Raw genomic sequence first — 24713 nt, 5'->3', positions numbered from 1 at the left:
GGCGCATCCACCTGACGGCACCTTCATTGGGGAGGCGGGGGCCATGCAAACCGTGAGCCGTACCGGACTGGTGACCGCGGGCCTTGGACTGGGGGCGGTCGGTGGGTTCATCGGCAGTCTGCTCAGGGAACGAAGCGCTCTGACAGCCGCTCGCGACGCTGCGGGCGAAGGAAGCGAGGAACATCCTTCATGGGGCGCCGGCTCGTACCGCTCACGCTGGACAACCTTCCGGACCTTCCCAAGCGCTGTCGCGCGTGTGTCTTCTGGGAACTGGATCCCGTCAGCGGGGAAGCCGCGGTAAAGGCGGGAAGGCCCGAACTCGAGAAGGAGGCGTGGATCTCCGCCGTCCTCCTGGAGTGGGGATCCTGCGGCCGCGTCGTCTACGTGGACGACATACCGGTGGGCTTCGTGCTGTACGCACCCCCCGCCTATGTACCCCGCTCCACTGCGTTCCCCACGAGCCCGGTCTCACCGGACGCCGTCCAACTGATGACCGCCTTCATCATGCCGGGCTATCAGGGACAGGGACTCGGCCGAGTGATGGTGCAGACGGTTGCCAAGGATCTGCTGCGCCGAGGCTTCAAGGCGATCGAGGCCTTTGGGGACGCACGGTGGAAGGAACCGGCCTGCGTGCTCCCCGCCGACCATCTCCTCGCGGTCGGCTTCAAGACGGTGCGCCCCCACCCCAGGTACCCCCGTCTGAGGCTGGAGCTGCGGACGACGCTCTCCTGGAAGGAAGATGTGGAGTTGGCCCTGGACCGCCTCCTGGGAGCGGTACAGAAGGAACCGGCGCTTCGTCCTCTGTAGCCGTGATGCCGCCCACCGACGCAACCCCTCCGTCATGCGAATGGGCCAGCCCTTCCGGGCTGGCCCATTCGTGTTTCACGTGAAACATCGCCGTCGTTGTAGGACGGCGCTTCCGGTCAGACGGTCTTCTCGGCGCCCTCGGTGATGAAGTCCTCCAGGTCGCGGACGATCGCGGCCTTCGGCTTCGCACCCACGATGGTCTTGGCGACCTCGCCACCCTGGTAGACGTTCAGGGTCGGGATGGACATGACGCCGTACTTGGCGGCCGTACCCGGGTTCTCATCGATGTTGAGCTTGACGACCTCGATCTGGTCGCCGTACTCCGCGGCGATCGCCTCGAGGGACGGCGCGATCTGGCGGCAGGGACCGCACCAGGCGGCCCAGAAGTCCACCAGGACGGGCTTGTCGCTCTTGAGGACGTCCTGCTCGAAGGAATCGTCGGTCACATTCTTCAGGGTGCCGGCCACGGCGGGCTCCTTAACTGGTTGGTGCGGTGGGGCGGACGGGGGTCAGACGGTGGCAGCCGCGGCGGTCTCGCTGTCCGCGAGGGCGGCGAGGTAGCGCTCGGCGTCGAGGGCGGCGGAGCAGCCGGTGCCGGCCGCGGTGATCGCCTGGCGGTACGTGTGGTCGACGACATCACCGGCGCCGAAGACACCGGTGAGGTTCGTCCGGGTCGAAGGCGCCTCGACCTTGAGGTAGCCCTCCTCGTCCAGGTCGAGCTGGCCCTTGAAGAGCTCGGTGCGCGGGTCGTGGCCGATCGCGATGAACAGGCCGGTCACCGCCAGGTCGGAGATCTCACCGGTCTTGAGGTTGCGCAGCTTCAGGCCGGCAAGCTTGGGGTCGCCCTCGATCGAGGCGATCTCGCTGTTCCAGACGAAGCTGATCTTCGGGTCGGCGAAGGCACGCTCCTGCATCGCCTTGGAGGCGCGCAGGGTGTCACGGCGGTGCACGATCGTCACGGACTTGGCGAAGCGGGAGAGGAAGGTTGCCTCCTCCATCGCGGTGTCGCCACCGCCGATCACGGCGATGTCCTGGTCCTTGAAGAAGAAGCCGTCACACGTCGCGCACCACGAGACGCCGCGTCCGGAGAGCGCGTCCTCGTTGGGCAGACCGAGCTTGCGGTGCTGCGAGCCCGTCGTGACGATGACGGCCTTGGCGCGGTGCACGGTCCCCGCGGTGTCCGTGACGGTCTTGATCTCGCCCGTCAGGTCTACAGAGACGACGTCGTCCGGGATCAGCTCGGCACCGAAGCGCTCGGCCTGGGCGCGCATGTTGTCCATGAGCTCGGGGCCCATGATGCCGTCCTGGAAGCCGGGGAAGTTCTCCACCTCGGTGGTGTTCATCAGCGCACCACCGGCGGTGACGGCGCCTTCGAAGACCAGCGGCTTCAGCGACGCGCGCGCGGTGTACAGCGCTGCCGTGTAGCCGGCAGGCCCGGATCCGATGATGATCACGTTACGGACGTCGCTCACGGCTTGATTCCTCGTCTCTGGAGACTGCTGCGTACTACCGGTGGGAGCCTCTCTCAGAACTCTCACCCCACCCAACGGATCCTAAGGGGCTTGCATTCCCTCTGTGTCCGGGCACACGGAGACGAGACACCGCACAGAGATCCCATGGGGTTATTGGGGAAGCGGCCGGTCGACGCGGAGGCGCTCAGTAGCGGGCGTACGAGTGCGTCAGCAGGAGCTTGCCAGGGGATGCCGAAGCCTGTTTTACGCACGCGGCTTCGACGATGTACGCCGTGACCTTCGTGCTGTCGGAGGCGTCGGGCACGACGACGAGATACACCGTCGTCCCCTTGTACGTGCCCTGCTGCGCCGCGAGGATCGTCGCGGTGCTTCCGGTCCCCTTCTGAATACAGTCGGGGACCTGCACCGTGGGCGTGATCAAGGTGTCGACCCCGGCGGACCCGTTGCCCGCGTCGTTGGACTGGACTCCCCAAGGACGCTTCGGGCTGGCGGAGGGGGTGCTCGCGCTCCTGTTCTTCGCGAGGAGATCCGCGACCTGAGTCTTCAGCTTCCCCTCGGAAAAAGTGTCCTTCGCTCCCTGCTGCGTCACCGTCTGCGAGCTCTTGCCGGAGCCGTCGCCCAGCGACTGCACGAGGATCGTGCCCAGCCCGAGAGCGGCGGCCGTGAACACCGTGCCGAGAACGACCACCCTGCGGCGCCCACGGCGGCCCCGACGTGAGCGACCGGGACCGGTGGCAGCGTGGGGGCGTCCCGAGGGGCGGTCGGTGAGCGAAGCAGGGTTCGGTTCGCCGGACGTGTGTGAAACCCCGGCGAGCGGTGTTTCACGTGAAACATCCGCGCTGTCGTCCTCGGCCGCTTCGCGGTCGGGCGCCGTGGCACTCAGCAGAGCCTCCGCGGCAAGGGCGGCATCGATACGGCCGGCCACGTCATCGGGCATGCGCGTGGGGCCCGGCAGAGTGCCGAGCAGTCCCCGGATCTCCTCCAGGGAGTCGTACACGTCGGCGCAGAGCACGCACTCGTCGAGGTGTCGCCGTACGTCCGCGGTGCGGGAAGGTGGGAGCAGCCCCTCGGAGAGGTCGGAGATCTCCGCGACATCCGGGTGCCCGGCCGTATCCGTCGTGGATGTCACGCTCGCCCACCTCCGCCCTTCACAGCAGCTGAATCGCTTGGTCCTGCATCGCGTGGACCCGCATCGTGCGGTCCCGCTGCCGGTGGGACGGATGCCCCCTGCGTCCGGTTCCTTCCGCCGCCCGACTTGTTGCCGCCCCCGCCGCTTCCGTTGTCCGCACGGAGATGGGTGAGCAGCGGGAGAAGTCTGGCTCTGCCCCGTGCGCAACGGCTCTTCACCGTGCCGACGGGCACATCGAGGACGCGGGCCGCCTCCGCCACGGGGTAGCCCTGCATGTCCACGAGGACGAGAGCGGCGCGCTGGTCGGCCGGGAGCGTGCTCAGTGCCGTCAGTAGCTCGCGGTGCAGATCGTTGCGCTCGGCCGGGGCGGAGGCGGACTCGTGCGGTTCGAGGAGCTGTTCCAGGCGCTCGGTGTCATCGACGGGAGACGTCTTCCTGGACGCTGCCTTGCGGGCGCGGTCCAGGCAGGCGTTCACCGTGATGCGGTGCAGCCAGGTCGTGACGGCCGACTGGCCGCGGAAGGTGTGAGCGGCCCGGTAGGCGGAGACCAGTGCGTCCTGGACGGCGTCAGCGGCCTCCTCGCGGTCTCCCAGCGTCCTCAGGGCGACTGCCCAGAGCCGGTCGCGATGACGCCGCACGATCTCGCCGAAGGCCTCGTGGTCGCCCGCTACGTGACGGGCGAGGAGGTCCTGATCGCTTGCGTCGCCGTATCCGGTTTCACCGGCCATCGGACCCCCTCCCCTTCGTCGACGAACGTCAGCCGGTGAACTTCACGTCCGTGATGGCTTGCTTGTAGCCGGCGCCGCTGTACTGATCACCGGACGCGTAGGGCATCGCCGTGATCCAGAGCAGCACGTACTGAGTCTTCGCCTTCTTGGTGACCGTGATCTTCGCGCTGGCGCCGCTCGTCGTGATGGTCCCGATCTTCGTCATCGAATCCACCGGCGTCGAGGAACTCATCGAGTCCGTCCCATAGAGGGTGATCGTCGTGTGGTCCCCGGGGTACCGGAGCCCTATCGAAGCCCCCGTGACGGTCTGCTGCGAACCGAGGTCGTAGACGATGCCGACGCCGGGCTTGAAGGCCGGCTTCATCTCCGGACCGTCCACGAAGCTCTTGCTCCGCCAGTACGTCGAGCTGTCGCCGTCGTACGTCTTGCCCACGTCCCCGGGTGCCTGGGCGTCACCCTTCGCGACGTACTCCTGCGCACCCTTGATGGCGATCGGCTTGACCGGCTTGGTCTGGTCGGTGCCCTTGCCGTTGCCGTCCGTCGTCTTGGTCTTCTGTGTGTCGTCGGACTTGCTGTGTTGCATCAGAGTCTCCGCGAGCTGCCAGCTGCCGAGGCCCAGGGCGGCGATCAGGAGGGCCGACACGGCCCACTTGAGGGCCTTGCCGGTGCGGCTCTGCAGCGGGGGCGGCGGGGCCGTCACGGGCTGCGTGGCGCCCATGTGGGGCGCGGGGCGGCCGTAGCCCTGCTGGTACGAGGTGCGCTGGTACTCCGGCGGGGCCGTGAACGTGGGCTCCGGCGGGCGGATGCGGGGCATCTCGGCGATCGCCTTCACCAGTTCCTCCGGCGTGGTGCACGGAGTCTCGTGGCGGGAGGCGGTCGCGCCGTCGTTGGCGAGCGCGCGCATGGCGAGCTCCGACAGGCCCCGGTGGACACCGGCGCGTACCTGGTCGGGGGCGATCAGGCCGACCCCCTTGGGCAGCCCGGACAGACCGTAGGCGTCGTTGTCGTAGGGCCAGCGCTGGGTGAGCGCGGCGTACAGGAGCGCGCCGATCGCCTCCGTGTCGGTGCGCTGTGGGGTCTCCGAGCTGATGCCACGCAGCGCGGCGTTCACGGCGAGCCCACGGATGCGCCACTGGCCGGTCGAGGTGCGCAGCACGGCACTGGGCGTCAGCCGCAGATGCGCGAGGCCCTCACGGTGCGCGGCGGCCATGGCCTGGGAGACCTGGCTGACCATCTGGTAGGCCTCGTGCACCTCCAGCGGGCCCGAGGCCAGCAGCGCGGTCAGCTCCGTGGCGTCCGGCAGCCACTCGTGCACCACATAGACGAGGTCGTTCTCTTCGACCGCGTCCAGGACCTGGACGAACCGGGGATCGCCCAGCAGGGCCGAGGAACGGGCCGCCGCCAGTACGGAGCGGGCCCGTGGATGGTCGGCGGGCAGGAGATGCACGCCGACGGCGCGGCGGAGTTTCTCGTCCACCGCACGCCAACTGCTGAAACCGTCCAGACGGGTGACGCACTCCTCGAGGCGGTAACGCCTGGCGAGTTTGTGTCCGCTGTGCAGTTCGGGCGGTGAGGCCTTTCCGGGACTCTCGGTCCCGCCGCTCCCCTGTGCCTCTTCGCTGTCCGTCTCCCGCTCCCGGTTCTGGGCCACCCCGTCGGACGTGGACTGGTCCGCCTTGGCGGTCAGCGGCTCGTCGCCGCTGTTGTCTGCCACGTCGACGGCAGCCGTGCTCCGTTCCGCCACCGTCGTTCCCGCCTCCCCATTCGTTGCGCGCTGTCCGACGCAGAAACCAATTGTGCCCACAGTCCGGCGCTATGCACGACACACGGCGACGGACGATGGTTGTGCGCGTACCCCCGCCTCAGCGCCCCAGGCGCCCGCGGACCATTCCGACCATTGAGTTGAGTTCTTCGATCCGCATCTTTCGCGCGGCGACGTAGAAGACGCCGAGCAGGGCGATGCCGCCCGCGAGGAGGGCCGCCAGGGAGCCCCCGACGCCCTGTCCGAGGGTGTGGCCGATGCCGTAGCAGGCCGCGCCGCTCAGCAGGGCCGCGGGCACCGAGGCGATGCCGAGACGGGCGTACGTCTGCAGGACGCGGGTGCCGTCCAGGTCACCGCCGAGCCGCTTGCGCAGCCTGTTCCAGGCGACGCCGACGCCGATCGCGTAGGCGAGACCGTAGGAGGCGGCCATGCCGACCACCGCCCAGCGGGCCGGAAGCACGAAGTAGCACGCGGCGGAGGCCACGGCGTTGACGGCGGCGACGATGACCGTGTTGTAGAAGGGGGTGCGCGTGTCCTCGTACGCGTAGAAAGCACGCAGGACGACGTACTGCACGGAGTACGGGATCAGGCCGAGGCCGAAGGCCATGAGCATGAAGCCCATGTTGGTGGCTTCGCTGGTGCCCGAGGAACCGAAGATCAGGGTGCACATCGGGATGCCGAGGGCGACGAAGCCGAAGGCGATCGGCACGATGGCCACGGCAGTCGTGCGCAGTCCCTGGGAGATGTCGTCACGGACGGCTCCGCTGTCGCCCTCATGGGCCGAACGGGCGATGCGCGGAAGCAGCGCCGCCATCAACGAGACCGTGATGATGGCCTGCGGCAGGCCCCACACGAGCTGGGCGTTGGCGTAGGCGGAGAAGCCGACACCCTTGACCTTGCTGTCATTGGTGGCGGCGGTGGCCAGCTGGGTGACGACGAGGGCGCCGGCCTGGTTCGCGAGGACGAAGAGCACGGTCCACTTGGCGAGCATCGCGGCCTTGCCGAGGCCGTGGCCCTTCCAGTCGAAGCGCAGCCGCATGCGGAATCCGGTCTCGCGCAGATACGGAATCATCGCGAGGGCCTGCACGACGAGGCCGAGGAGGACGCCGATGCCGAGGAGCCGCTGCCCGTCCGGCGGGATGTTCGTGACCTCCATGCCGGAGTTCGCCGCGGTGCCGTACACCCAGATGAACATGCCGAGCGTCACGATGATGACGATGTTGTTCAGGACCGGGGTCCACATCATCGCGCCGAATTTCCCGCGGGCGTTGAGGATCTGGCCCATCACCACGTGGATGCCCATGAAGAAGATCGTGGGCAGGAAGTAGCGGGTGAAGGTGACGGCGACCTCATTGGCCGCGGGGTTGTCCGCGACCGACGTCGACAGCATCCGGACGAGCAGCGGGGCGGCGAAGACCGCGAGTGCGGTGAGCAGGCCGAGCGCCACCATGACGAGGGTCAGCAGCCGGTTGGCGAAGGCCTCGCCGCCGTCCTCGTCGTCCTTCATGGCGCGTACCAGCTGTGGCACGAAGACCGAGTTGAGGCCGCCGCCCACAGTGAGGATGTAGATCATCGTCGGCAGCTGGTACGCGACCTGGAAGGAGTCGCCCAGGAAGCCGATACCCAGGGCCGAGACGATCAGCGCGGAGCGGATGAAGCCGGTGAGCCGGGACACCAGCGTGCCCGCCGCCATCACCGCACTCGACTTCAGCAGGCCCGAGGCGCGTCCGCCAGGCTTCTTCGCGGTGGGCGCCGGTTCGGGCGCGGGGGTCTGCGGGGAGGCCGGAGCCGGCTCGTGGGCCGGCGACGGTACGCCGGGCGTGGCGACGGATGTACGGGTGCCTGCCTGGCCCTGGTCGCGGAAGAGGTGGGCGAAGGCGTCGGGCTCGTGCTGCTGGTCGCCGGCCTGGGTCACGAGGTCGTCCACGCCGACGAACTGGGTCGTGCGGGCGTCCTCGCCGTAGGGCAGGTGCCGCGTCGGGCCCGCGGGCTCCGGCGGGGGCGTCTGGGCCCACACACGGGGGTCGGGGGTGTACTGCGAGGTGGGCGGCTGGGCGTAGAGCGGCTGCTGCGGGTAGTAGGAGCCCGGGGGCGGCGGGGGGTGTGCCGCACGGTCGTAGAGCGCCTCGGACACCGGATCCTGGGCGGCGAGGTCCTGCGCCCGGTACGGGTCCTGGGTATAGGCGTCCTGGAAGTACATGTCCTGGTACTGCCCCTGCGGCTGCTGCGCGGGGTCGGCCGGTGGTCCCTCCGGGTACCCCTCGGGGTAGCCGGTGTGGGCCATGCCCTGGTCCGGGTAGCCGTCCGGGTAGCCCGAGCCGCCCGCGGCATGATCCGGGTAGCCCTCGGGGTAGCCCGAGTTGCCCGCGCCCTGGCCGCGGTCACCGTCGTACGGCGCGTTCATGGTTACCCCACCTCATCGTCCCCGGGCCCACCGGCCACGACATCGCTCAACGGTCCACTCTCTCACCCGTGCCGGACGGGTCGGTGCTTTCCGGTGCGGTGTCCGGTGTCGGGTCACTCGGGTGCTCCGGGTCGTCTGCCCCGGACTCCGTCGTGGACTCCCCGTCGGGACCGTCCTTGGAGCGCTCGGTGTCCTCAGTAGTGTCTACGGTGCCCTCGGCGTCCGTGTTCACGCCGTTCAGGGCCTCGGCCCCGCCCTCGGTGTCGGGGGTGTTCTCCTGCTCCTCCGCGGCCTGGCGGGCTGCCGCGCGCTTGCGCTGGGTGTACATCCGGAATCCGGCGAGCACGAGCAGCAGGACGCCACCGCCGATCACCAGCATCACCGTCGGAGTGATCTCGGTGACCTTCACTTCGAATCTGACGGGGGGACCGTACGCCTGGCCGTCGTCCGTGAACAACTGCGCGACGACCGTCACCGGACCGTTGGCCTTGGCGGAGGTGGTGAACTTCACCGACTGGCTGTGCTCGCCCGCGACCTGGATCGGCCGTTCGTCGAAGGTGTCGTCGCCGATCTTGAGTCGGGTCGGCTGCTGTGAGGTGAGACGCAGCACCAGGTGGTGGACGCCCTGCACGAGGTTGTTCTGCACCGTCACGGGGATCGTGGCACTGCGGCCCGAGAGCTTCGCGTCGGACTTGTCGATCAGCCTGACGAGACCGGTGAGGTCGTCCAGGTACGACTCGACACCCTTGCGGAAGGTCTCCGCCTGGTCGGCACGGCCGCGCCAGGACGTGGACATCCCTCGGTCTATGGCCCGACCGAAGGGAGTGACCACGCGGGACTTGTCGGTGAGGATGGCCTTGAAGTTGTCGAGCGTGCTCTGCGTGCGCTGGATCTCCTCGAAGGCCGACCGCGGCAGCTCCTGCTTGCGCAGCGAGGAGGGGTACGAGGACGCCGAGGGCACATTCGTCGTGGCGCTCGGGTCCGGTTTGGCCTTGGCGGCCGCGGAGAGGTTCTGGGAGTCGGACCAGTTCCCGTCCTGGAGGGCCCTCACCGCCGTCGCCATGGTCTGGGCCTGGCTCACGGAGGGCATGCGCTGCGGGGCGACGACGATGCTCCGCTGCTTGCTCGGCTCCTGCAGATCGACCATCAGGCTCTGGGCGAGGAATTCCTGCACGGCGAGCGTCGAGTTGTCGGCCTTCGCCATGTCGCCCTCGAACGCGGTCGACAGCCTGGAGTCCGCGACCACCGCCGTCGTGCCGCCCCCGATGGGGCGGGCGGCGGTGGGCGTGTACGTCAGGCCGCCGGTCTCGCGCAGGCTGTCGCTGCGGGCGATCACCTTGTCGGCGCCGGCGGAGGTGGCGACCTTGACGATCGACGGATCGACCGCGCCCTCGGCGGACCAGGCGAAGTCCGTGTTCGGCTTCACATGGAGGATCGTCTGCACCGTGCTGGAGGCCACGTCCGTGGCGTCCTTGAGGTGGCTGAGGGAGCCCGTGACGTCCTTGCCGTTGTGCGCCAGCGACGCGAGGTCGGGGTCGGCGAAGGGGAGAGCGACGACTTCCTTGTCCTTGTCCGCGACGGTCTTCTCGAGCTTGTCGAGCCACGCCTTGGCGACGGCCTGGTTCTTGCCCGCCGTCGTGGTGTCGCCGTTCTTGATCTGGTAGCTGCGCGTCATGGCGTCGACGGAGGCCAGCAGGTCCGGGTCGAGGACCCAGGTGACGTCGAGGTCGCTGCCCAGGGACAGGAGCTGGTCCAGGCGGCCGCCGGGGGAGATCTCCTTGGCCAGGTCGTCGTTCTGGAAGACGGGCGTCTGCTGCGCGTCCGAGCCGGTCTCCGCCCGCAGGTGGACCGCCGAGATCAGCGGCCAGAGATACGTCGTCTTCGTCTTCGTGTCGGCGCCGGCGGGCTGCCAGGGCAGGAACGTCCGCTTGATGCCGAGCACCTGGTCCCACGGCTGCGCGGCGGTCTGGCCGGTGAGGGAGACGCCGAGCTGGTACACCCCGTCGGAGTCGAGGTTCAGGTCCTTGACGGGCACCGAGATGCTGAAGTGCTGCGAGACGCCCGTGGCGAGCTTGGAGAACTTCTCGACGTACTTGCCGCCGACCTCCAGGGGGTCAGGGCCCAGCTGGAACCCGGTGCGCTTCTCAGCGTCGTCTATGGCGACCCGGCCCTGGAGTGTCGGGCCGACCCGCAGGCCCACGTGCGCGCCCGTGACCGTCTGCTTGCCCTTGTTGGTGACCGAACCGGAGACGGTGATCGTGTCGCCCTCCGCGGGCGCGCTGGGGGTCAGCGAGTCGAGGGAGATGTCCACCGCGCCGGACCCGGTGGCGTCGGCCACAGCGGCCGTCTGAGCGGCGTGTGCGGCCGGGGAGGAGGGCAGCTGGAGCACGCCGGCCAGCAGGGGCGCACCGGCCAGCAGTGTGCCGGTGCGCCGCAGCCACCGGCGGGCAGGTGAGGGACTCATCCCCTGGAAGTCTGCCGCCTCGGCCACGCGCTCGTCCGTCCCTCGTCATCGTCAGTGGTCGTCGGAATGTGCGTCCACGCATGGTAACGATGTGCGCCGAGGGTAAGTGCCGCGGACCGCTCCACAAGATCAGTAGACAGGGCCGAGTGTCCTGTATGCGTAAGTATTGATCCCCCGCATGAGAAGGGGATGGCTGTGCACGTTTTATGGAGGCGCCCGCGAGTGCCTCGGCCACGTACCCTTTTCTGTTGTGCCGAACGCCAACGAAGACAACCCCAGTGCCCTGAGCCAGGTGCAGCGCCGCGCGGTGAGTGAACTGTTGCGGGTGTCCCCTGTCGCCGACGACCTCGCCCGCCGTTTCCAGGAGGCGGGGTTCTCACTGGCCCTGGTCGGTGGCTCGGTCCGGGACGCGCTCCTTGGCCGGCTCGGCAATGATCTGGACTTCACGACCGACGCCCGCCCCGATGACGTACTGAAGATCGTGCGGCCCTGGGCGGACGCCGTCTGGGAGGTCGGGATCGCCTTCGGCACCGTCGGCGCGCAGAAGGACGCCCGCGTGGACGACGTCCAGCAGTCGTTCCAGATCGAGATCACGACGTACCGCTCCGAGGCGTACGACCGGACCTCGCGCAAGCCCGAGGTGTCCTACGGCGACTCGATCGAGGAAGACCTCGTGCGCCGTGACTTCACCGTGAACGCGATGGCCGTGGCGCTGCCGGAGAAGGAGTTCATCGATCCGTACGGCGGTCGGGACGACCTGTCCGCGCGGGTCCTGCGTACCCCGGGTACGCCCGAGGAGTCCTTCTCCGACGATCCGCTGCGGATGATGCGGGCCGCGCGGTTCGCCGCGCAGCTCGACTTCGAGGTGGCCCCCGACGTCGTCGCCGCGATGACGGACATGGCTGGGCGCATCGAGATCGTCTCGGCGGAGCGGGTGCGGGACGAGCTGAACAAGCTGATCCTCTCCGCTCACCCGCGCAAGGGTCTGACGCTGCTCGTGGACACCGGTCTCGCCGACCATGTGCTGCCGGAGCTTCCCGCGCTGCGACTGGAACGTGATGAGCACCACCGCCACAAGGACGTCTACGACCACACGCTGATCGTCCTGGAACAGGCCATGGCGCTCGAGGAAAATGGTCCGGACCTGACGCTCCGGATCGCCGCGCTGCTGCACGACATCGGCAAGCCGAGGACACGGCGCTTCGAGAAGGACGGGCGGGTCTCCTTCCACCACCACGAGGTGGTGGGCGCGAAGATGACCAAGAAGCGGATGACGGCGCTCAAGTACTCCAACGACCTGGTGAAGGACGTCTCGCGTCTGGTCGAACTTCATCTGCGCTTTCACGGATACGGCACCGGTGAGTGGACGGACTCCGCGGTCCGTCGCTATGTACGTGACGCGGGTCCGCTCCTCGACCGGCTCCACAAGCTGACCCGCTCCGACTGCACTACGCGCAACAAGCGCAAGGCCGCAGCGCTCTCTCAGGCGTACGACGGCCTGGAGGAGCGCATCGCCGAGCTCCAGGAGCAGGAGGAGCTGGACTCGATCCGTCCTGACCTCGACGGCAACCAGATCATGGAGATCCTGGGCATCGGCCCCGGCCCGGCGATCGGCCAGGCGTACAAGTTCATGCTGGAGCTGAGGCTGGAGAACGGGCCGATGGAGCACGACGCGGCAGTGACAGCACTCAAGGAGTGGTGGGCCGAACAGGGCTGAGGCTCATAGACCGGGCCGTGTGGGGTCATGTTTCACGTGAAACATGACCCCGGGGTCTGTGCCGGGAACAACAAGGGGCGGTGTTTCACGTGAAACACCGCCCCTTGGTACATCCAGATCCGCGGGCTACTTGTTGGATCCGAGGCACAGCGTGAAGGACTCGCCGGTTTCCTTCCACGTCAGCGTCGCCGTCGTGCCCGTGACGTTCTGGCACGTCAGTGAAGGAAGCGAGGCGCCGTCCGCCTTCTTGAGGACCTTGTGCGTGGCCTTGGAGTCGGTGCAGTCGACCTGGATGACGTCCGGCTCGTTCGCGGTCCCCTTGTTGTACAGGCAGTCGCCCACGGCCAGCTTCTTGGCGTCCTGGCTGTCGTTATTGAGCACCAAACCGCCCACGACGACGCTGAGGCCCGCGACGGCAAGGACTATGCGCAGGTACCACTTGACGCCGCGCTTCGGCCGCAGCGGCGCGACCGGAGCGTAGGGAATCGGTCCCTGCTGCGGGAAGCCGGGCTGGCCGGGCTGCTGGGGGTAACCCGGCTGCTGGGGGTACCCCTGCGGCGGCGCCCCGTACGGAGCCTGGCCCTGGGGCGGCTGTCCGTAGGGCTGCTGGCCCTGGGCGAACGGGTTCTGGCCCTGGGGCGGCGGAGTAGTCACTTAGGGGTCCCCCTGGAACGTAAGCGCGTGGCGTGAATAAGACGCACGTAAGTTATCGGGACCGACTGACAACGCAGTAGCCCAGAGAGGCTCTGTGGCCCTGATGTGACACTTACTGCATCTCAAAGCGGGCCATAACAACAGCAATTGCTGTGTAGACCGCGGCCAGAGTGACGACAAGGGAAGCTGAGCGTCCGTCAGGAGGCAGCATCAGGGCGGCTACTGCGGCCGCGCCGACGAAGGCGACGTTGAACAGGACGTCGTAGACGGAGAAGATCCGGCCGCGGTAACCGTCGTCGACCGAGGACTGCACGATCGTGTCGGTGGCGATCTTCGCGCCCTGTGTGGTCAGGCCCAGAATGAAGGCGGCGGCCAGCATGGGCGCCGCCTCGAAAGGGAGGCCGAGCGCCGGTTCCAGGACCGCCGCCGCGGCCGCGCACGCGGCGATCCAGCCGCCGGGGCCCAGTCGTCCCACCGCCCAGGGCGTCACCACGGCCGCGACGAAGAAGCCCGCCCCGGAGATGCCCACCGCCAGGCCCAGCAGGGCGAGCCCGCCGTCGGAGCCGGACGACCAGGCGTACCGGCACAGCATCAGCACCATGACGGTCAGGGCGCCGTAGCAGAAGCGCATCAGGGTCATCGACAGGAGCGCCCAGGCCGCCTCCCGCCGCGCGGGCTCGGCGAGATGGCGCACACCGGCCACGAGACCGCGCGCGGTGCCGGTGAGGGACGTACGCAGGCTCGGCTGCACCAACCCCTGGTCGGGGCCGAGCAGTTCCGGTGCGATGCGCAGCGAGGCGAGCGCGGCGCACAGATAGAGGGTCGCACCGAGGAGGACGACCGCCGCGTCCGAGTCCGAGGCGACCAGTCGTACGACGAACGCGAGACCGCCGCCCGCGGTCGCGGCGAGTGTCCCGGCGGTGGGCGACAGGGCGTTGGCCATGACCAGCCGGTGGGAGTCGACGACTCGGGGCAGGGCGGCCGAGAGGCCCGCGAGGACGAACCGGTTGACCGCGGTGACGCACAGCGCGGAGGCGTAGAAGAGCCAGTCGGGGACATGGCTCAGCATCAGCACGGCCGTCGCGCAGGCCAGCGCGGTCCGCAGCAGATTGCCGTACAGGAGGACCTGGCGGCGCCGCCAGCGGTCCAGCAGGACGCCGGCGAAGGGGCCGACCAGGGAGTACGGCAGGAGCAGTACCGCCATCGCGGAGGCGATCGAGGCCGCTGAGGTCTGCTTCTCCGGTGAGAAGACGACGTATGTGGCGAGCGCGACCTGGTAGACGCCGTCGGCGCCCTGGGACAGCAACCGGACACCGAGCAGGCGTCTGAAGCCTTGGAAGCGCAGGAGGACGCGCAGGTCACGCACGACGGCCATGGGGCACAGCCTCACATACGAGGAGGGTCCCCGGGTCAAAGACCCAGGGACCCTCGACGGGCAGGAGCGAAAAGCCCCTCGGCACTCCGCGCCGTGTCTCGACGGCGCTCGGAGGCCTGTCTTGCTAGCGCTCGACCTCGCCCTTGATGAACTTCTCGACGTTGGCGAAGGCCTCGTCGTCGAAGTACTGGACCGGCGGGGACTTCATGAAGTACGAGGACGCCGACAGGATCGGGCCGCCGATGCCGCGGTCCTTGGCGATCTTCGCGGCGCGCAGGGCGTCGATGATGACACCCGCGGAGTTCGGGGAGTCCCAGACCTCGAGCTTGTACTCCAGGTTCAGCGGGACGTCACCGAAGGCGCGGCCCTCGAGACGGACGTACGCCCACTTGCGGTCGTCGAGCCAGGCCACGTAGTCCGAGGGACCGATGTGGACGTTCTTCTCGCCCATGTCGCGGTCGGGGATCTGCGAAGTGACGGCCTGCGTCTTCGAGATCTTCTTCGACTCGAGGCGGTCGCGCTCCAGCATGTTCTTGAAGTCCATGTTGCCGCCGACGTTGAGCTGCATGGTGCGCTCAAGACGGACACCGCGGTCCTCGAACAGCTTCGCCATCACACGGTGCGTGATGGTGGCGCCGACCTGCGACTTGATGTCGTCGCCGACGATCGGGACACCGGCCTCGGTGAACTTGTCCGCCCACTCCTTGGTGCCGGCGATGAAGACCGGGAGGGCGTTGACGAAGGCGACCTTGGCGTCGATGGCGCACTGGGCGTAGAACTTCGCCGCGTCCTCGGAACCGACGGGCAGGTAGCAGATGAGGACGTCGACCTGCTTGTCCTTGAGGATCTGGACGACGTCGACGGGCGCCTCGGCGGACTCCTCGATGGTCATGCGGTAGTACTTGCCGAGACCGTCGAGGGTGTGGCCGCGCTGGACCGTGACGCCCTTGTTCGGGACGTCGCAGATCTTGATGGTGTTGTTCTCGCTGGCACCGATGGCGTCGGAGAGGTCGAGGCCGACCTTCTTCGCGTCGACGTCGAAGGCGGCGACGAACTCGACGTCACCGACGTGGTAGTCGCCGAACTGGACGTGCATCAGACCCGGGACCTTGGACGCCGGGTCGGCGTCCTTGTAGTACTCGACGCCCTGCACCAGCGAGGCGGCGCAGTTGCCCACGCCGACGATGGCTACGCGAACCGAACCCATTCCGGTTGCTCCCTGTGTGTACGAGGTGAAGCCCCGACTGGACCTCACGTGGTGGTGTCGTCGGACGGATCCGGCCGGGACTGGTCCCGGTGCCGGGGCAGGCCGCCCGTCTCTCCAGATGTGCTGTTCTGCTGAGCGGAGCCTTCGAAGGCGCCCGGTGAGCTGCCTTCGGGGACACCTCGGGAGGTGCCTTCGGAGGCGGAATCCTTGACGTCCCGACCTGCTCGCTCGCTCTCGATGAGCTCGTTCAGCCAGCGCACTTCGCGCTCCACGGACTCCATTCCGTGGCGCTGGAGCTCAAGGGTGTAGTCGTCGAGGCGCTCCCTGGTGCGTGCCAGCGAGGCACGCATCTTCTCCAGTCGCTCCTCGAGCCGACTGCGGCGGCCCTCCAGTACGCGCATGCGCACGTCGCGTGACGTCTGCCCGAAGAACGCGAACCGAGCGGCGAAGTGCTCGTCCTCGTACGCGTCGGGCCCCGTCTGCGCGAGCAGCTCCTCGAAGTGCTCTTTACCTTCAGCCGTCAACCGATAGACGATCTTGGCGCGCCGCCCAGCGAGCGGGGCGGCGAGGGCGTCCTCGGTGGTGCTCCCCGATTCCTCGATCAACCAGCCGCTCGCGACCAGCGTCTTGAGGCAGGGATAGAGCGTCCCGTAGCTGAACGCACGGAACACACCCAGTGACGTATTGAGTCGTTTGCGCAACTCGTAGCCGTGCATCGGGGACTCGCGAAGCAGGCCGAGGACGGCGAACTCGAGGATCCCGGAACGCCGGCTCATATCGCCTCCTCGCTGTCGCGGTGTCCTCGGCACGTTCTTTATGCCGAGCTGATGTATCGACTCGATACATCAGCACGATAGATCGGCCGTCCGTCTGCGACAAGGGGGACCATGGTGAACGGCGTCACATCACCGATTCATACGAAGCAAGTTGCCTGATTTGGGGTGAACTTCAGGATTAGGGGGGTTTTGACGGTGCGTAGTCTGTGCGCCATGCAAAACCACCGGGAACCGAGTGACGCCTGAGGGCGTCCTTGTCCCTGGTGCAGTACGGGTGAATGCGCAAACGACCGCATCCGTACTTCGGGGGGACCGGAAACCAGCTGCCGTTTCCAGGCGCGCACGGGTGCGCCTGCCCGAGGAGTAATCGTTCGATGAGCGAGCACCGTCGCAAACCGTCGCAGCCACAGGGCGGCGGGCGTGCCGCGGCCCGACGCGGCCAGACCGGCCCGTCCTCCGGCCGCCGTGCGGCACCGCGAGGCGCCACCGGGTCCCCTTCCGACTCCTATGAGTCGGGGGGTGAGGAGGAGCGCCCGTACACCGGCCGCGCCGAGGCCCGGCGCGCAGCCCAGAGAAGCAGCGGTGGCGGCCGGCGCCGAGGCGCCGACGCCACAGGGCCCGGCGGCCGCCGCGGCGGTCCTGACGGGCCCGGGCGCGCGCGGGCCTCTGGGCCTGTAAAGAAGCGTTTCATCGACTACCCGCGCGCGGGCAAGTCGGGAGCCGGGCGCTGGATGCCCTCCTGGAAGCTGGTGACGGGCACGTTCCTCACCTTCATAGGAGGGCTGCTGGTCGCGGCAGGCATCGGGTACGCCATGGTGGGCGTCCCGAACCCGAACGACACGGCCCTGGCCCAGAACAACGTCTTCTACTGGTCCGACGGCAGTCAGATGGCAGCCACCGGCGGTCAGACGAACCGGCAGATCGTGGGGCCGGAGGAGATCCCGAAAGCCATCAAGAACGCGGTGGTCTCCGCCGAGAACGCGACCTTCTACAAGGACTCGGGCGTCGACCCGATGGGCATCGCGCGCGCCTTCGTCAACATGGCCAAGGGCGGCCAGACGCAGGGTGGCTCGACCATCACTCAGCAATACGTGAAGAACACGTACCTGAGCCAGGACCAGACCATCACGCGCAAGTTCAAAGAGCTCTTCATCTCCATCAAGGTGAACTCGAAGCTGAGCAAGGACGAGATCCTCGCCGGCTACCTCAACACCGCGTACTACGGGCGCAACGCCTACGGGATCCAGGCGGCGGCCCAGGCCTACTTCGGTGTGAATGCCAAGGACCTCAGCACCGAGCAGTGCGTCTTCCTCGCGTCCGTCCTCAAGGGCCCGAACCTGTTCAACCCCGACGGGGGTGTGGGGGCGCTGGCCTCGCCCGAGGCCAACACCAAGCGCGTCCAGGACCGATGGACATGGATCCTGGACCGTGAGGTCAAGGTCGGGAACATGACGCAGGCCGATCGGAACAAGATCACCAAGTTCCCCATGCCGAAGAAGCAGACCTCGTCCCTGTCCGGCCAGACCGGTTACCTCGTCGACATCGCCAAGGAGTATGTGGCGAAGCAGGCCGGCATCACGCCGGAGCAGTTGGAGAAGGGCGGCTACCGGATCTCCACGACCTTCGACAAGAAGAAGGTCAGTGAGCTGGAGAAGGCCGTCAAGGCGACGAAGAAGAGCTTCCTCGACACCAAGGCGCGGCCCACGACCGACAAGGACGTGCAGTTCGGCGCGGCGTCGGTCGATCCGAAGACCGGCGCGATCGTGGCGCTCTACGGGGGCGAAGGCTTCGACAAGGGCCACTACTCCAACAACGCCAATACGACGGGCGTGCCGGTCGGATCGACCTGGAAGCCGATCGTGCTGGCCACCGCGATGCAGTACGGAACGTACAAGACCACTCCACAGGTCCTGTCGCCGATGGCCCGCTACAACGGCGACGACCTTCTGGTGATCAAGGACCAGAACGGCGACCCGATCATGGGTAATGACGGGAAGCCGTTCCGGCAGAAGAACGAGGGCACCAAGGCCTGGGGGATGGTGACGCTCAAGAAGGCCATGGAGCAGTCCATCAACTCCCCGTTCGCGCAGTTGGGCGTCGATGTCGGCCTTTCCAAGACCCGGAAGGTCGCGGAGTCCATGGGCATCCTGCCGGACTCCTTCGACCAGGGAAACCTGAACAACGTCTCCTTCTCGCTCGGTACGTCGACCCCGAGCGCCATTCGTATGGCCGACGCGTACGGCACCTTCGCCGCGTCGGGCTCGCACTACGACCCGTACTCGGTCACCAAGGTGCTCAAGGACGGCAAGCCGCTCGCGCAGTTCAAGCCGCCCGCCGAGAAGACCGCGATGCCCGAGAAGGTGGCGAACAACGTCACCGACGTCCTGCAGAACGTGGTCCAGAACGGAACCGGCAAGAAGGTCGCCGACATGGGCTTCCCCGTGGCCGGCAAGACGGGTACGACCGACAAGAACAAGTCGGCGTGGTTCGTCGGCTACACCAGGGAGCTGTCCACGGCCGTCACCCTGTTCAGGTCCGACCCGAAGACGAGCAAGCTGGAATCGATGAACGGCACCGGCGGTGTGCCGTCCGTTCACGGTGGTGACATCCCGGCCCAGGTCTGGAAGGACTACATGGCCGTGGCCTTGAAGGACTCCAAGCACGAGCCCTTCCCGGCGGCCGAGCCGCTCGGCGAGATTCTGAACGCCAGCCCCAGCCCGAGCCCGAGCCCGTCGACCACACCGTCGCCGTCGGCGAGCCCGACGCCGAGTACCTCGCCGAGCCCGTCCCTCAGCAGCTCTCCCACGGCCTCGCCGACCGACACCTGCGGCAACTTCGGCTGGAACTGTGGGAACAACGGCGGGACGAACACGGGGACCACCGGCGGTGCGACCGGAACCACCTCACCCACGCCGACAACGTCCATTACCAACGGGAATAGCAGAGGTAATGGCAACGGCGGCATCTTCGCCGGACAGAACGGCGGATAGACAGACGCGCAACCCGACGAACAGGGGCCGTCAGCTGTGGCTGACGGCCCCTGTTCTCTTACCGCTCCTGCGGCCATTCTCAGACGCGTACGGCAGGATGTGCGCCATGCCCAGTGCAGAGACGACGCGAACGAGCGTGCGCGAGCCGGAGCCGGTGCGGCCGACCAGGGACGACGAGGTCGCCGCGGCCGGAAGTGAGCTGATCGGCGGCCCCATCGGACGGAGAGCGTTGCTGGGGGCGTCCTGGTGGACCCCGGTACGGGTGATCGCGCTCGTCGCGATCGGCATGTTCGCCCTCGGTATGGTGCAGAAACTGCCCTGCTACGACAGCGGCTGGTTCTTCGGGGCCAGCACGCAGTACACGCACGCGTGCTACTCGGACATCCCGCACCTCTACCAGGGACGCGGTTTCGCCGACGGGCTCGTGCCGTACTTCGACAAGCTCCCCGGCGACATGGACTACCTCGAGTACCCGGTCCTGACCGGTCTGTTCATGGAGGTCGCGGCCTGGCTCACACCGGGTGGCGGCAGCATCCAGCACCAGGAGCAGATCTACTGGATGGTCAACGCCGGGATGCTCATGGTGTGCGCGGCGGTCATCGCCGTATGCACCGCGCGCACCCACCGCCTGCGCCCCTGGGACGGCCTCCTGGTCGCCCTCGCGCCCGCCTTCGCGCTCACGGCCACCATCAACTGGGACCTCCTCGCGGTGGCCCTGCTGGCCGCCGCGATGCTCATGTGGTCGCGTGGCCGCTCCCTCGCCTTCGGTGTCCTGCTCGGGCTCGCCACGGCCGCCAAGTTCTACCCGTTCCTGCTCATGGGACCGCTGCTCGTGCTGTGCTGGCGGGCGGGCAAGTGGCGGGAGTTCGGGAACGCGCTCATGGGCGCGGTCGGAGCCTGGCTCGTGGTGAACCTTCCCGTGATGTACCTCGCGCCGGAAGGCTGGGCGAAGTTCTACAGCTTCAGCCAGACCAGGGGGATCGACTTCGGTTCGGTCTTCCTGTTCATCTCCACCTGGTGGAAGGTCCCGATCAGCTACCAGACGGCGAACGCGTGGGCGCTGGTCCTGATGGTGCTCGTCTGCGTGGGCATGGCCGCGCTCGCGCTCACCGCCCCGCGCCGCCCCCGCTTCGCCCAGCTGGCCTTCCTGATCGTCGCGGCCTTCATCCTCACCAACAAGGTCTACTCGCCCCAGTACGTGCTGTGGCTGATCCCCCTGGCCGCGCTGGCCCGGCCGAAGTGGCGGGACTTCCTGATCTGGCAGGCGTGCGAGGTCGCGTACTTCCTGGGGATCTGGATGTACCTCGCGTACACGACCAGCGGGGAGGCCCACAAGGGCCTCTCCTCACACGGGTACCAGTTCGCGATCGCCGCCCACCTCCTGGGCACGCTGTACCTGTGCGCCGTGGTCGTACGCGACATCCTCATGCCGGAGCGGGACGTCGTGCGCAGGGCGGGTGAGGACGATCCCTCGGGAGGCGTCCTGGACGGCGCGGAGGACGTCTTCGTGCTCGGCGCGGCGGCCCATCCACCGCGGCACGCGGCGCACTTCGAGGGGCCTCAGGTGGAATGGGGCGGCAACGGCGGGGGGTCGACCCCGGAGGACAGTTCGCTCTGAGCGAACAGGACTCGGGCCCGGCTCCGACGGGCAACGCGAAAGGCCGTACACGGTATGTGTGTACGGCCTTTCTGCTGTTTCCTCAGGGGGCGGAGACAGGTGATCCCTCCCGGGATCAGCGCTCCACGATGCGGTCGAACTGCGTGGTGGTGTGCCGCAGATGGGCCACCAGCTCGTCGCCGACCCGCGGCTCCGTGGCGTCCGACGGCACGAAGAGGATCGACACCTGCATGTGCGGCGGCTCGGCGAACCAGCGCTGCTTGCCGGCCCAGACGAACGGAGAAAGGTTCCGGTTGACCGTCGCCAGGCCGGCCCGGGCGACGCCCTTGGCGCGCGGCATGACGCCGTGCAGAGCCTTCGGGGCCTCCAGGCCCACTCCGTGCGACGTACCGCCCGCCACGACGACCAGCCAGCCGTCGGAGGCCGTCTTCTGCTGCCGGTAGCCGAAGCGGTCGCCCTTGGAGACACGGGTGACGTCCAGGACGGCTCCGCGGTACTCGGTCGCCTCGTGGTCCCCCAGCCACAGCCGGGTGCCGATACGGGCGCGGAAGCGGGTCTGCGGGAACTGCTGCTGCAGCCGCGCGAGCTCATCGGCCTTGAGGTGGCTGACGAACATCGTGTGCAGCGGCAGTCGGGCCGCGCGCAGACGGTCCATCCAGCCGATGACCTCCTCGACGGCGTCCGAGCCGTCGGTGCGGTCCAGCGGCAGGTGGATGGCGAAGCCCTCCAGCCGGACGTTCTCTATGGCGGAGTGCAGATGCGGCAGATCCTGCTCGCTGACACCGTGCCGCTTCATCGAGGACATCACCTCGATGACGACACGGGCGCCCACGAGGCCGTACACGCCGTCGATGGACGACACCGAGCGGATGACACGGTCGGGCAGCGGTACGGGCTCCTCGCCCCGCCTGAACGGCGTCAGGACCAGCAGATCGCCGCCGAACCAGTCCTTGATCCGGGCGGCCTCGTACGTGGTGCCGACGGCCAGGATGTCCGAGCCGAGGCGGGTGGCCTCGTCGGCGAGCCGCTCGTGGCCGAAGCCGTAGCCGTTGCCCTTGCAGACGGGGACGAGCCCCGGAAACTGCTCGGACACCTGCTTGTGGTGTGCCCGCCAGCGCGCGGTGTCGACGTAGAGCGTGAGCGCCATGGCCGGTCCCGGAACCTTTCTCGTGGCTGCGGTGAATCAGAGGTAGGGAAATTGTGGCGGATCCGCCGGACCGACGGGGCCACGCCGGGCCGGATGGGCGGCTCGGCATGCGCTCCGGGCCGGCTCAGCGGCGCGACGTGTCCGGGCTCAGCGGCGTGACATGTAGATGTCGAGCGCCTTGTGGAGCAGCTTGTTGAGCGGGAAGTCCCACTCGCCGAGGTACTCGGCCGCCTGCCCGCCCGTGCCCACCTTGAACTGGATCAGACCGAAGAGGTGGTCCGTCTCGTCCAGCGAGTCGGAGATGCCGCGCAGGTCGTAGACGGTCGCACCCAGGGCGTACGAGTCGCGCAGCATCCGCCACTGCATCGCGTTCGAGGGCCGGAACTCACGCCCGATGTTGTCCGATGCGCCGTACGAGTACCAGACGTGCCCGCCGACGACCAGCATCGTGGCCGCGGACAGGTTCACGCCGCCGCGCCGGGCGAAGTAGAGCCGCATCCGGTTGGGGTCCTCGGTGTTGAGGGCCGACCACATGCGCTGGAAGTACGACAGCGGGCGCGGCCGGAAGTGGTCGCGGATCGCCGTGATCTCGTACAGCCGCTGCCACTCCTCGAGGTCGTGGTAGCCGCCCTGGACGACCTCGACGCCCTCCTTCTCGGCCTTCTTGATGTTGCGCCGCCACAGCTGGTTGAAGTTCTTGTGGACCTCTTCCAGGGAGCGGTTGGCCAGCGGCACCTGGAAGACGTAGCGGGGCTGTACGTCGCCGAAGCCGGCGCCGCCGTCCTCACCCTGCTGCCAGCCCATGCGGCGCAGCTTGTCGGCGACCTCGAAGGCGCGCGGTTCGATGAAGTCCGCCTCGATGTCGCGCAGGCGCTTCACGTCCGGGTTCTGGATGCCGCCCTTGATGGACGTGGCCTCCCAGCGCCGGATGATCACCGGCGGGCCCATCTTCACGGAGAAGGCGCCCTGCTGCTTGAGGTGCGCGAGCATCGGCTGCAGCCACTCGTCGAGGTTCGGCGCGTACCAGTTGATGACCGGACCCTCGGGGAGGTAGGCGAGGTAGCGCTTGATCTTGGGCAGCTGGCGGTACAGCACCAGCCCGGCGCCCACCATCTCGCCGGTCCGCTCGTCGAACCAGCCCAGGCTCTCGGAGCGCCACTCCGCCTTGACATCGGCCCATGCCGGAACCTGCATGTGGCTAGCCGCGGGCAGGCTCTGGATGTAGGCCAGATGCTGCTCTCGGCTGATGGTCCTCAGGGTCAGGCTCATTCGGGGCGCTCCTCGGGCTGGTGTGTCCCCATGGGTACAGGGGCTCCGGCTCTCGCGCCGAAGCCTACTGCGCCCTGGGAGCGCCCCGACTGGGCCGTACTGAACCTGCGTCCCGACCGAAGCGTGGTCAGGACGTTCTGAGGTGATGTGTCCGGCTGTATCGGCAGGCGGTGGTGTCTCCGGCCGCCCGGACGAGGTGGTGATCGGCTGCCCGGCCCGCGGAACGACTCCGGCTGTGCGGTCCGCGGAACGGGTCCGGTCGCCTCAGCCGATGATGCCGCCGAAGAGGCCGCCGTGCGCCATGCCGAGGAAGAAGCCGACGGCCGAGGCACCGAGACCCAGGATCAGGCCGAAGCGTTCCCGGGTCGTCTCCGAGATGAACTGCCCGGAGGCGCCGGTGATGATCCCGATCAGGCCTGCCCACGAGCTGATGAGGTGCAGGCTGTTGAAGGCTGCCGTGATGAGAGCGGTGACTCCGAGGACCAGAGTCACCGCGAGCAGCGTGTCTTGGAGGGGATGGGGCTTGTGGTCCGTCGCGAACAGAGAGCCGGCAACGGTGGGTCGCGTCTGTGCCATAGGGCACCTCCTGCGGAAGGCGGCGCATCGTAGCGCCATACACACCCGATGTGTACAGATTGACGGTGACCCCGGCCGGATTTCAACCGGAAGCGGGTGTGCAGGTACTCTGTACCCTCTGCACCGGTGTCTGCCCAGGCCATGGCCAGGTCACGACAAGGATTCCCCTTCGGTTCACCGATCACTCGGTACATCGACGGAGTCCTCTTGTCAGTGGCGTTGTCAGTGGCCGCGGATACCGTTGCGAACGCATCACAACCCTCCTGCCACGGAACCGCCGTGGCCGTTGAGTCCAAAGGAGGTGGGTTCCACATGCGTCACTACGAGGTGATGGTCATCCTCGACCCCGATCTCGAGGAGCGCGCTGTCTCCCCGCTGATCGAGAACTTCCTCTCCGTCGTCCGTGAGGGCAACGGAAAGGTCGAGAAGGTCGACACCTGGGGCCGTCGTCGTCTCGCGTACGAGATCAAGAAGAAGCCCGAGGGCATCTACTCGGTCATCGACCTGCAGGCCGAGCCTGCGGTCGTCAAGGAGCTCGACCGCCAGATGAACCTGAACGAGTCGGTCCTCCGGACCAAGGTCCTCCGTCCCGAGACCCACTGAGCCCTGCAGCTCAGC

The 24713-nt window shown here is 68.0% G+C and carries 19 protein-coding genes; 5 read left to right on the top strand and 14 right to left on the bottom strand.

What is annotated here, in order from left to right:
* The first annotated feature begins 189 nt into the window (after positions 1-189).
* Positions 190-807, top strand: a complete 618-nt coding sequence (locus FNV62_RS26390) for a GNAT family N-acetyltransferase (RefSeq protein ID WP_097285440.1) — start codon at positions 190-192, stop codon at positions 805-807.
* Between the two features lie 116 nt (positions 808-923).
* Here the strand turns inward: FNV62_RS26390 and trxA are convergent, their stop codons facing one another.
* The 7 genes from trxA to FNV62_RS26355 form a co-directional block, all read right to left on the bottom strand.
* Entirely contained in the window at positions 924-1274 is a 351-nt protein-coding gene (gene trxA / locus FNV62_RS26385) for a thioredoxin (protein WP_054236436.1), read from the bottom strand.
* 42 nt (positions 1275-1316) lie between these two features.
* On the bottom strand, positions 1317-2279 hold the full coding sequence (trxB, locus tag FNV62_RS26380; protein ID WP_097285439.1) for a thioredoxin-disulfide reductase: 963 nt from the start codon (positions 2277-2279) through the stop codon (positions 1317-1319).
* 184 nt (positions 2280-2463) lie between these two features.
* Positions 2464-3408, bottom strand: coding sequence for an anti-sigma factor family protein (locus tag FNV62_RS26375; RefSeq protein ID WP_143627278.1), 945 nt, complete (start codon positions 3406-3408; stop codon positions 2464-2466).
* The gene (gene sigM, locus FNV62_RS26370; protein ID WP_097285437.1) at positions 3405-4136 is read right to left on the bottom strand and encodes an RNA polymerase sigma factor SigM; all 732 of its coding nucleotides are present in this window, start codon (positions 4134-4136) and stop codon (positions 3405-3407) included. The genes FNV62_RS26375 and sigM overlap by 4 nt, the downstream gene beginning before the upstream one ends.
* A 28-nt stretch (positions 4137-4164) precedes the next feature.
* Positions 4165-5880 (bottom strand): protein kinase family protein, encoded by a 1716-nt coding sequence (locus FNV62_RS26365; RefSeq protein ID WP_143608688.1) that lies wholly within the window; start codon positions 5878-5880, stop codon positions 4165-4167.
* A 118-nt stretch (positions 5881-5998) separates the two neighbouring features.
* Positions 5999-8302: a murein biosynthesis integral membrane protein MurJ gene (murJ, locus tag FNV62_RS26360; protein WP_097285435.1), complete on the bottom strand. Its 2304-nt coding sequence runs from the start codon at positions 8300-8302 to the stop codon at positions 5999-6001.
* Positions 8303-8348: 46 nt separating this feature from the next.
* Positions 8349-10793, bottom strand: coding sequence for a DUF6049 family protein (locus FNV62_RS26355; RefSeq protein WP_144315673.1), 2445 nt, complete (start codon positions 10791-10793; stop codon positions 8349-8351).
* A gap of 223 nt (positions 10794-11016) precedes the next feature.
* Between FNV62_RS26355 and FNV62_RS26350 the strand changes: the two genes are divergently transcribed.
* Complete coding sequence (locus FNV62_RS26350; RefSeq protein ID WP_143627272.1) at positions 11017-12483, top strand: CCA tRNA nucleotidyltransferase; 1467 nt, start codon at positions 11017-11019, stop codon at positions 12481-12483.
* Positions 12484-12609: 126 nt separating this feature from the next.
* Here FNV62_RS26350 and FNV62_RS26345 read toward each other — a convergent pair whose 3' ends face one another.
* The 4 genes from FNV62_RS26345 to FNV62_RS26330 form a co-directional block, all read right to left on the bottom strand.
* Positions 12610-13137 carry a hypothetical protein gene (locus tag FNV62_RS26345; protein WP_143627270.1) on the bottom strand — a complete coding sequence of 176 codons (528 nt, stop codon included), beginning with the start codon at positions 13135-13137 and terminating at the stop codon, positions 12610-12612.
* Between the two features lie 112 nt (positions 13138-13249).
* Positions 13250-14512 carry an MFS transporter gene (locus tag FNV62_RS26340; RefSeq protein WP_143612204.1) on the bottom strand — a complete coding sequence of 421 codons (1263 nt, stop codon included), beginning with the start codon at positions 14510-14512 and terminating at the stop codon, positions 13250-13252.
* Between the two features lie 124 nt (positions 14513-14636).
* The gene (locus FNV62_RS26335; protein WP_054236446.1) at positions 14637-15719 is read right to left on the bottom strand and encodes an inositol-3-phosphate synthase; all 1083 of its coding nucleotides are present in this window, start codon (positions 15717-15719) and stop codon (positions 14637-14639) included.
* A 44-nt stretch (positions 15720-15763) separates the two neighbouring features.
* Positions 15764-16495, bottom strand: coding sequence for a PadR family transcriptional regulator (locus FNV62_RS26330; protein WP_054236447.1), 732 nt, complete (start codon positions 16493-16495; stop codon positions 15764-15766).
* A gap of 374 nt (positions 16496-16869) precedes the next feature.
* Here FNV62_RS26330 and FNV62_RS26325 point away from each other — a divergent pair, with 374 nt between their 5' ends.
* Positions 16870-19485: a transglycosylase domain-containing protein gene (locus tag FNV62_RS26325; RefSeq protein ID WP_097285431.1), complete on the top strand. Its 2616-nt coding sequence runs from the start codon at positions 16870-16872 to the stop codon at positions 19483-19485.
* A gap of 106 nt (positions 19486-19591) precedes the next feature.
* Complete coding sequence (locus tag FNV62_RS26320; protein ID WP_143627267.1) at positions 19592-21103, top strand: glycosyltransferase family 87 protein; 1512 nt, start codon at positions 19592-19594, stop codon at positions 21101-21103.
* Between the two features lie 115 nt (positions 21104-21218).
* Here FNV62_RS26320 and FNV62_RS26315 read toward each other — a convergent pair whose 3' ends face one another.
* The 3 genes from FNV62_RS26315 to FNV62_RS26305 all read right to left on the bottom strand — a co-directional run bounded on the left by FNV62_RS26315 (position 21219) and on the right by FNV62_RS26305 (position 24095).
* Positions 21219-22250: an alanine racemase gene (locus tag FNV62_RS26315; protein ID WP_054236450.1), complete on the bottom strand. Its 1032-nt coding sequence runs from the start codon at positions 22248-22250 to the stop codon at positions 21219-21221.
* Between the two features lie 147 nt (positions 22251-22397).
* Entirely contained in the window at positions 22398-23519 is a 1122-nt protein-coding gene (femX, locus tag FNV62_RS26310; protein ID WP_060901662.1) for a peptidoglycan bridge formation glycyltransferase FemX, read from the bottom strand.
* A 264-nt stretch (positions 23520-23783) separates the two neighbouring features.
* Entirely contained in the window at positions 23784-24095 is a 312-nt protein-coding gene (locus FNV62_RS26305) for a hypothetical protein (RefSeq protein ID WP_054236452.1), read from the bottom strand.
* 312 nt (positions 24096-24407) lie between these two features.
* On the opposite strand from FNV62_RS26305, the gene rpsF reads away from it, so the two are divergent.
* Positions 24408-24698: a 30S ribosomal protein S6 gene (gene rpsF, locus FNV62_RS26300; protein WP_004950685.1), complete on the top strand. Its 291-nt coding sequence runs from the start codon at positions 24408-24410 to the stop codon at positions 24696-24698.
* Positions 24699-24713 lie beyond the last annotated feature (15 nt).

Source organism: Streptomyces sp. RLB3-17 (genome assembly GCF_007113425.2).
Taxonomy (GTDB): Bacteria; Actinomycetota; Actinomycetes; order Streptomycetales; family Streptomycetaceae; genus Streptomyces; species Streptomyces mirabilis_D.
Note: the sequence above shows the minus strand (reverse complement) of the source record. Positions and strands in the feature narration are given on the sequence as shown.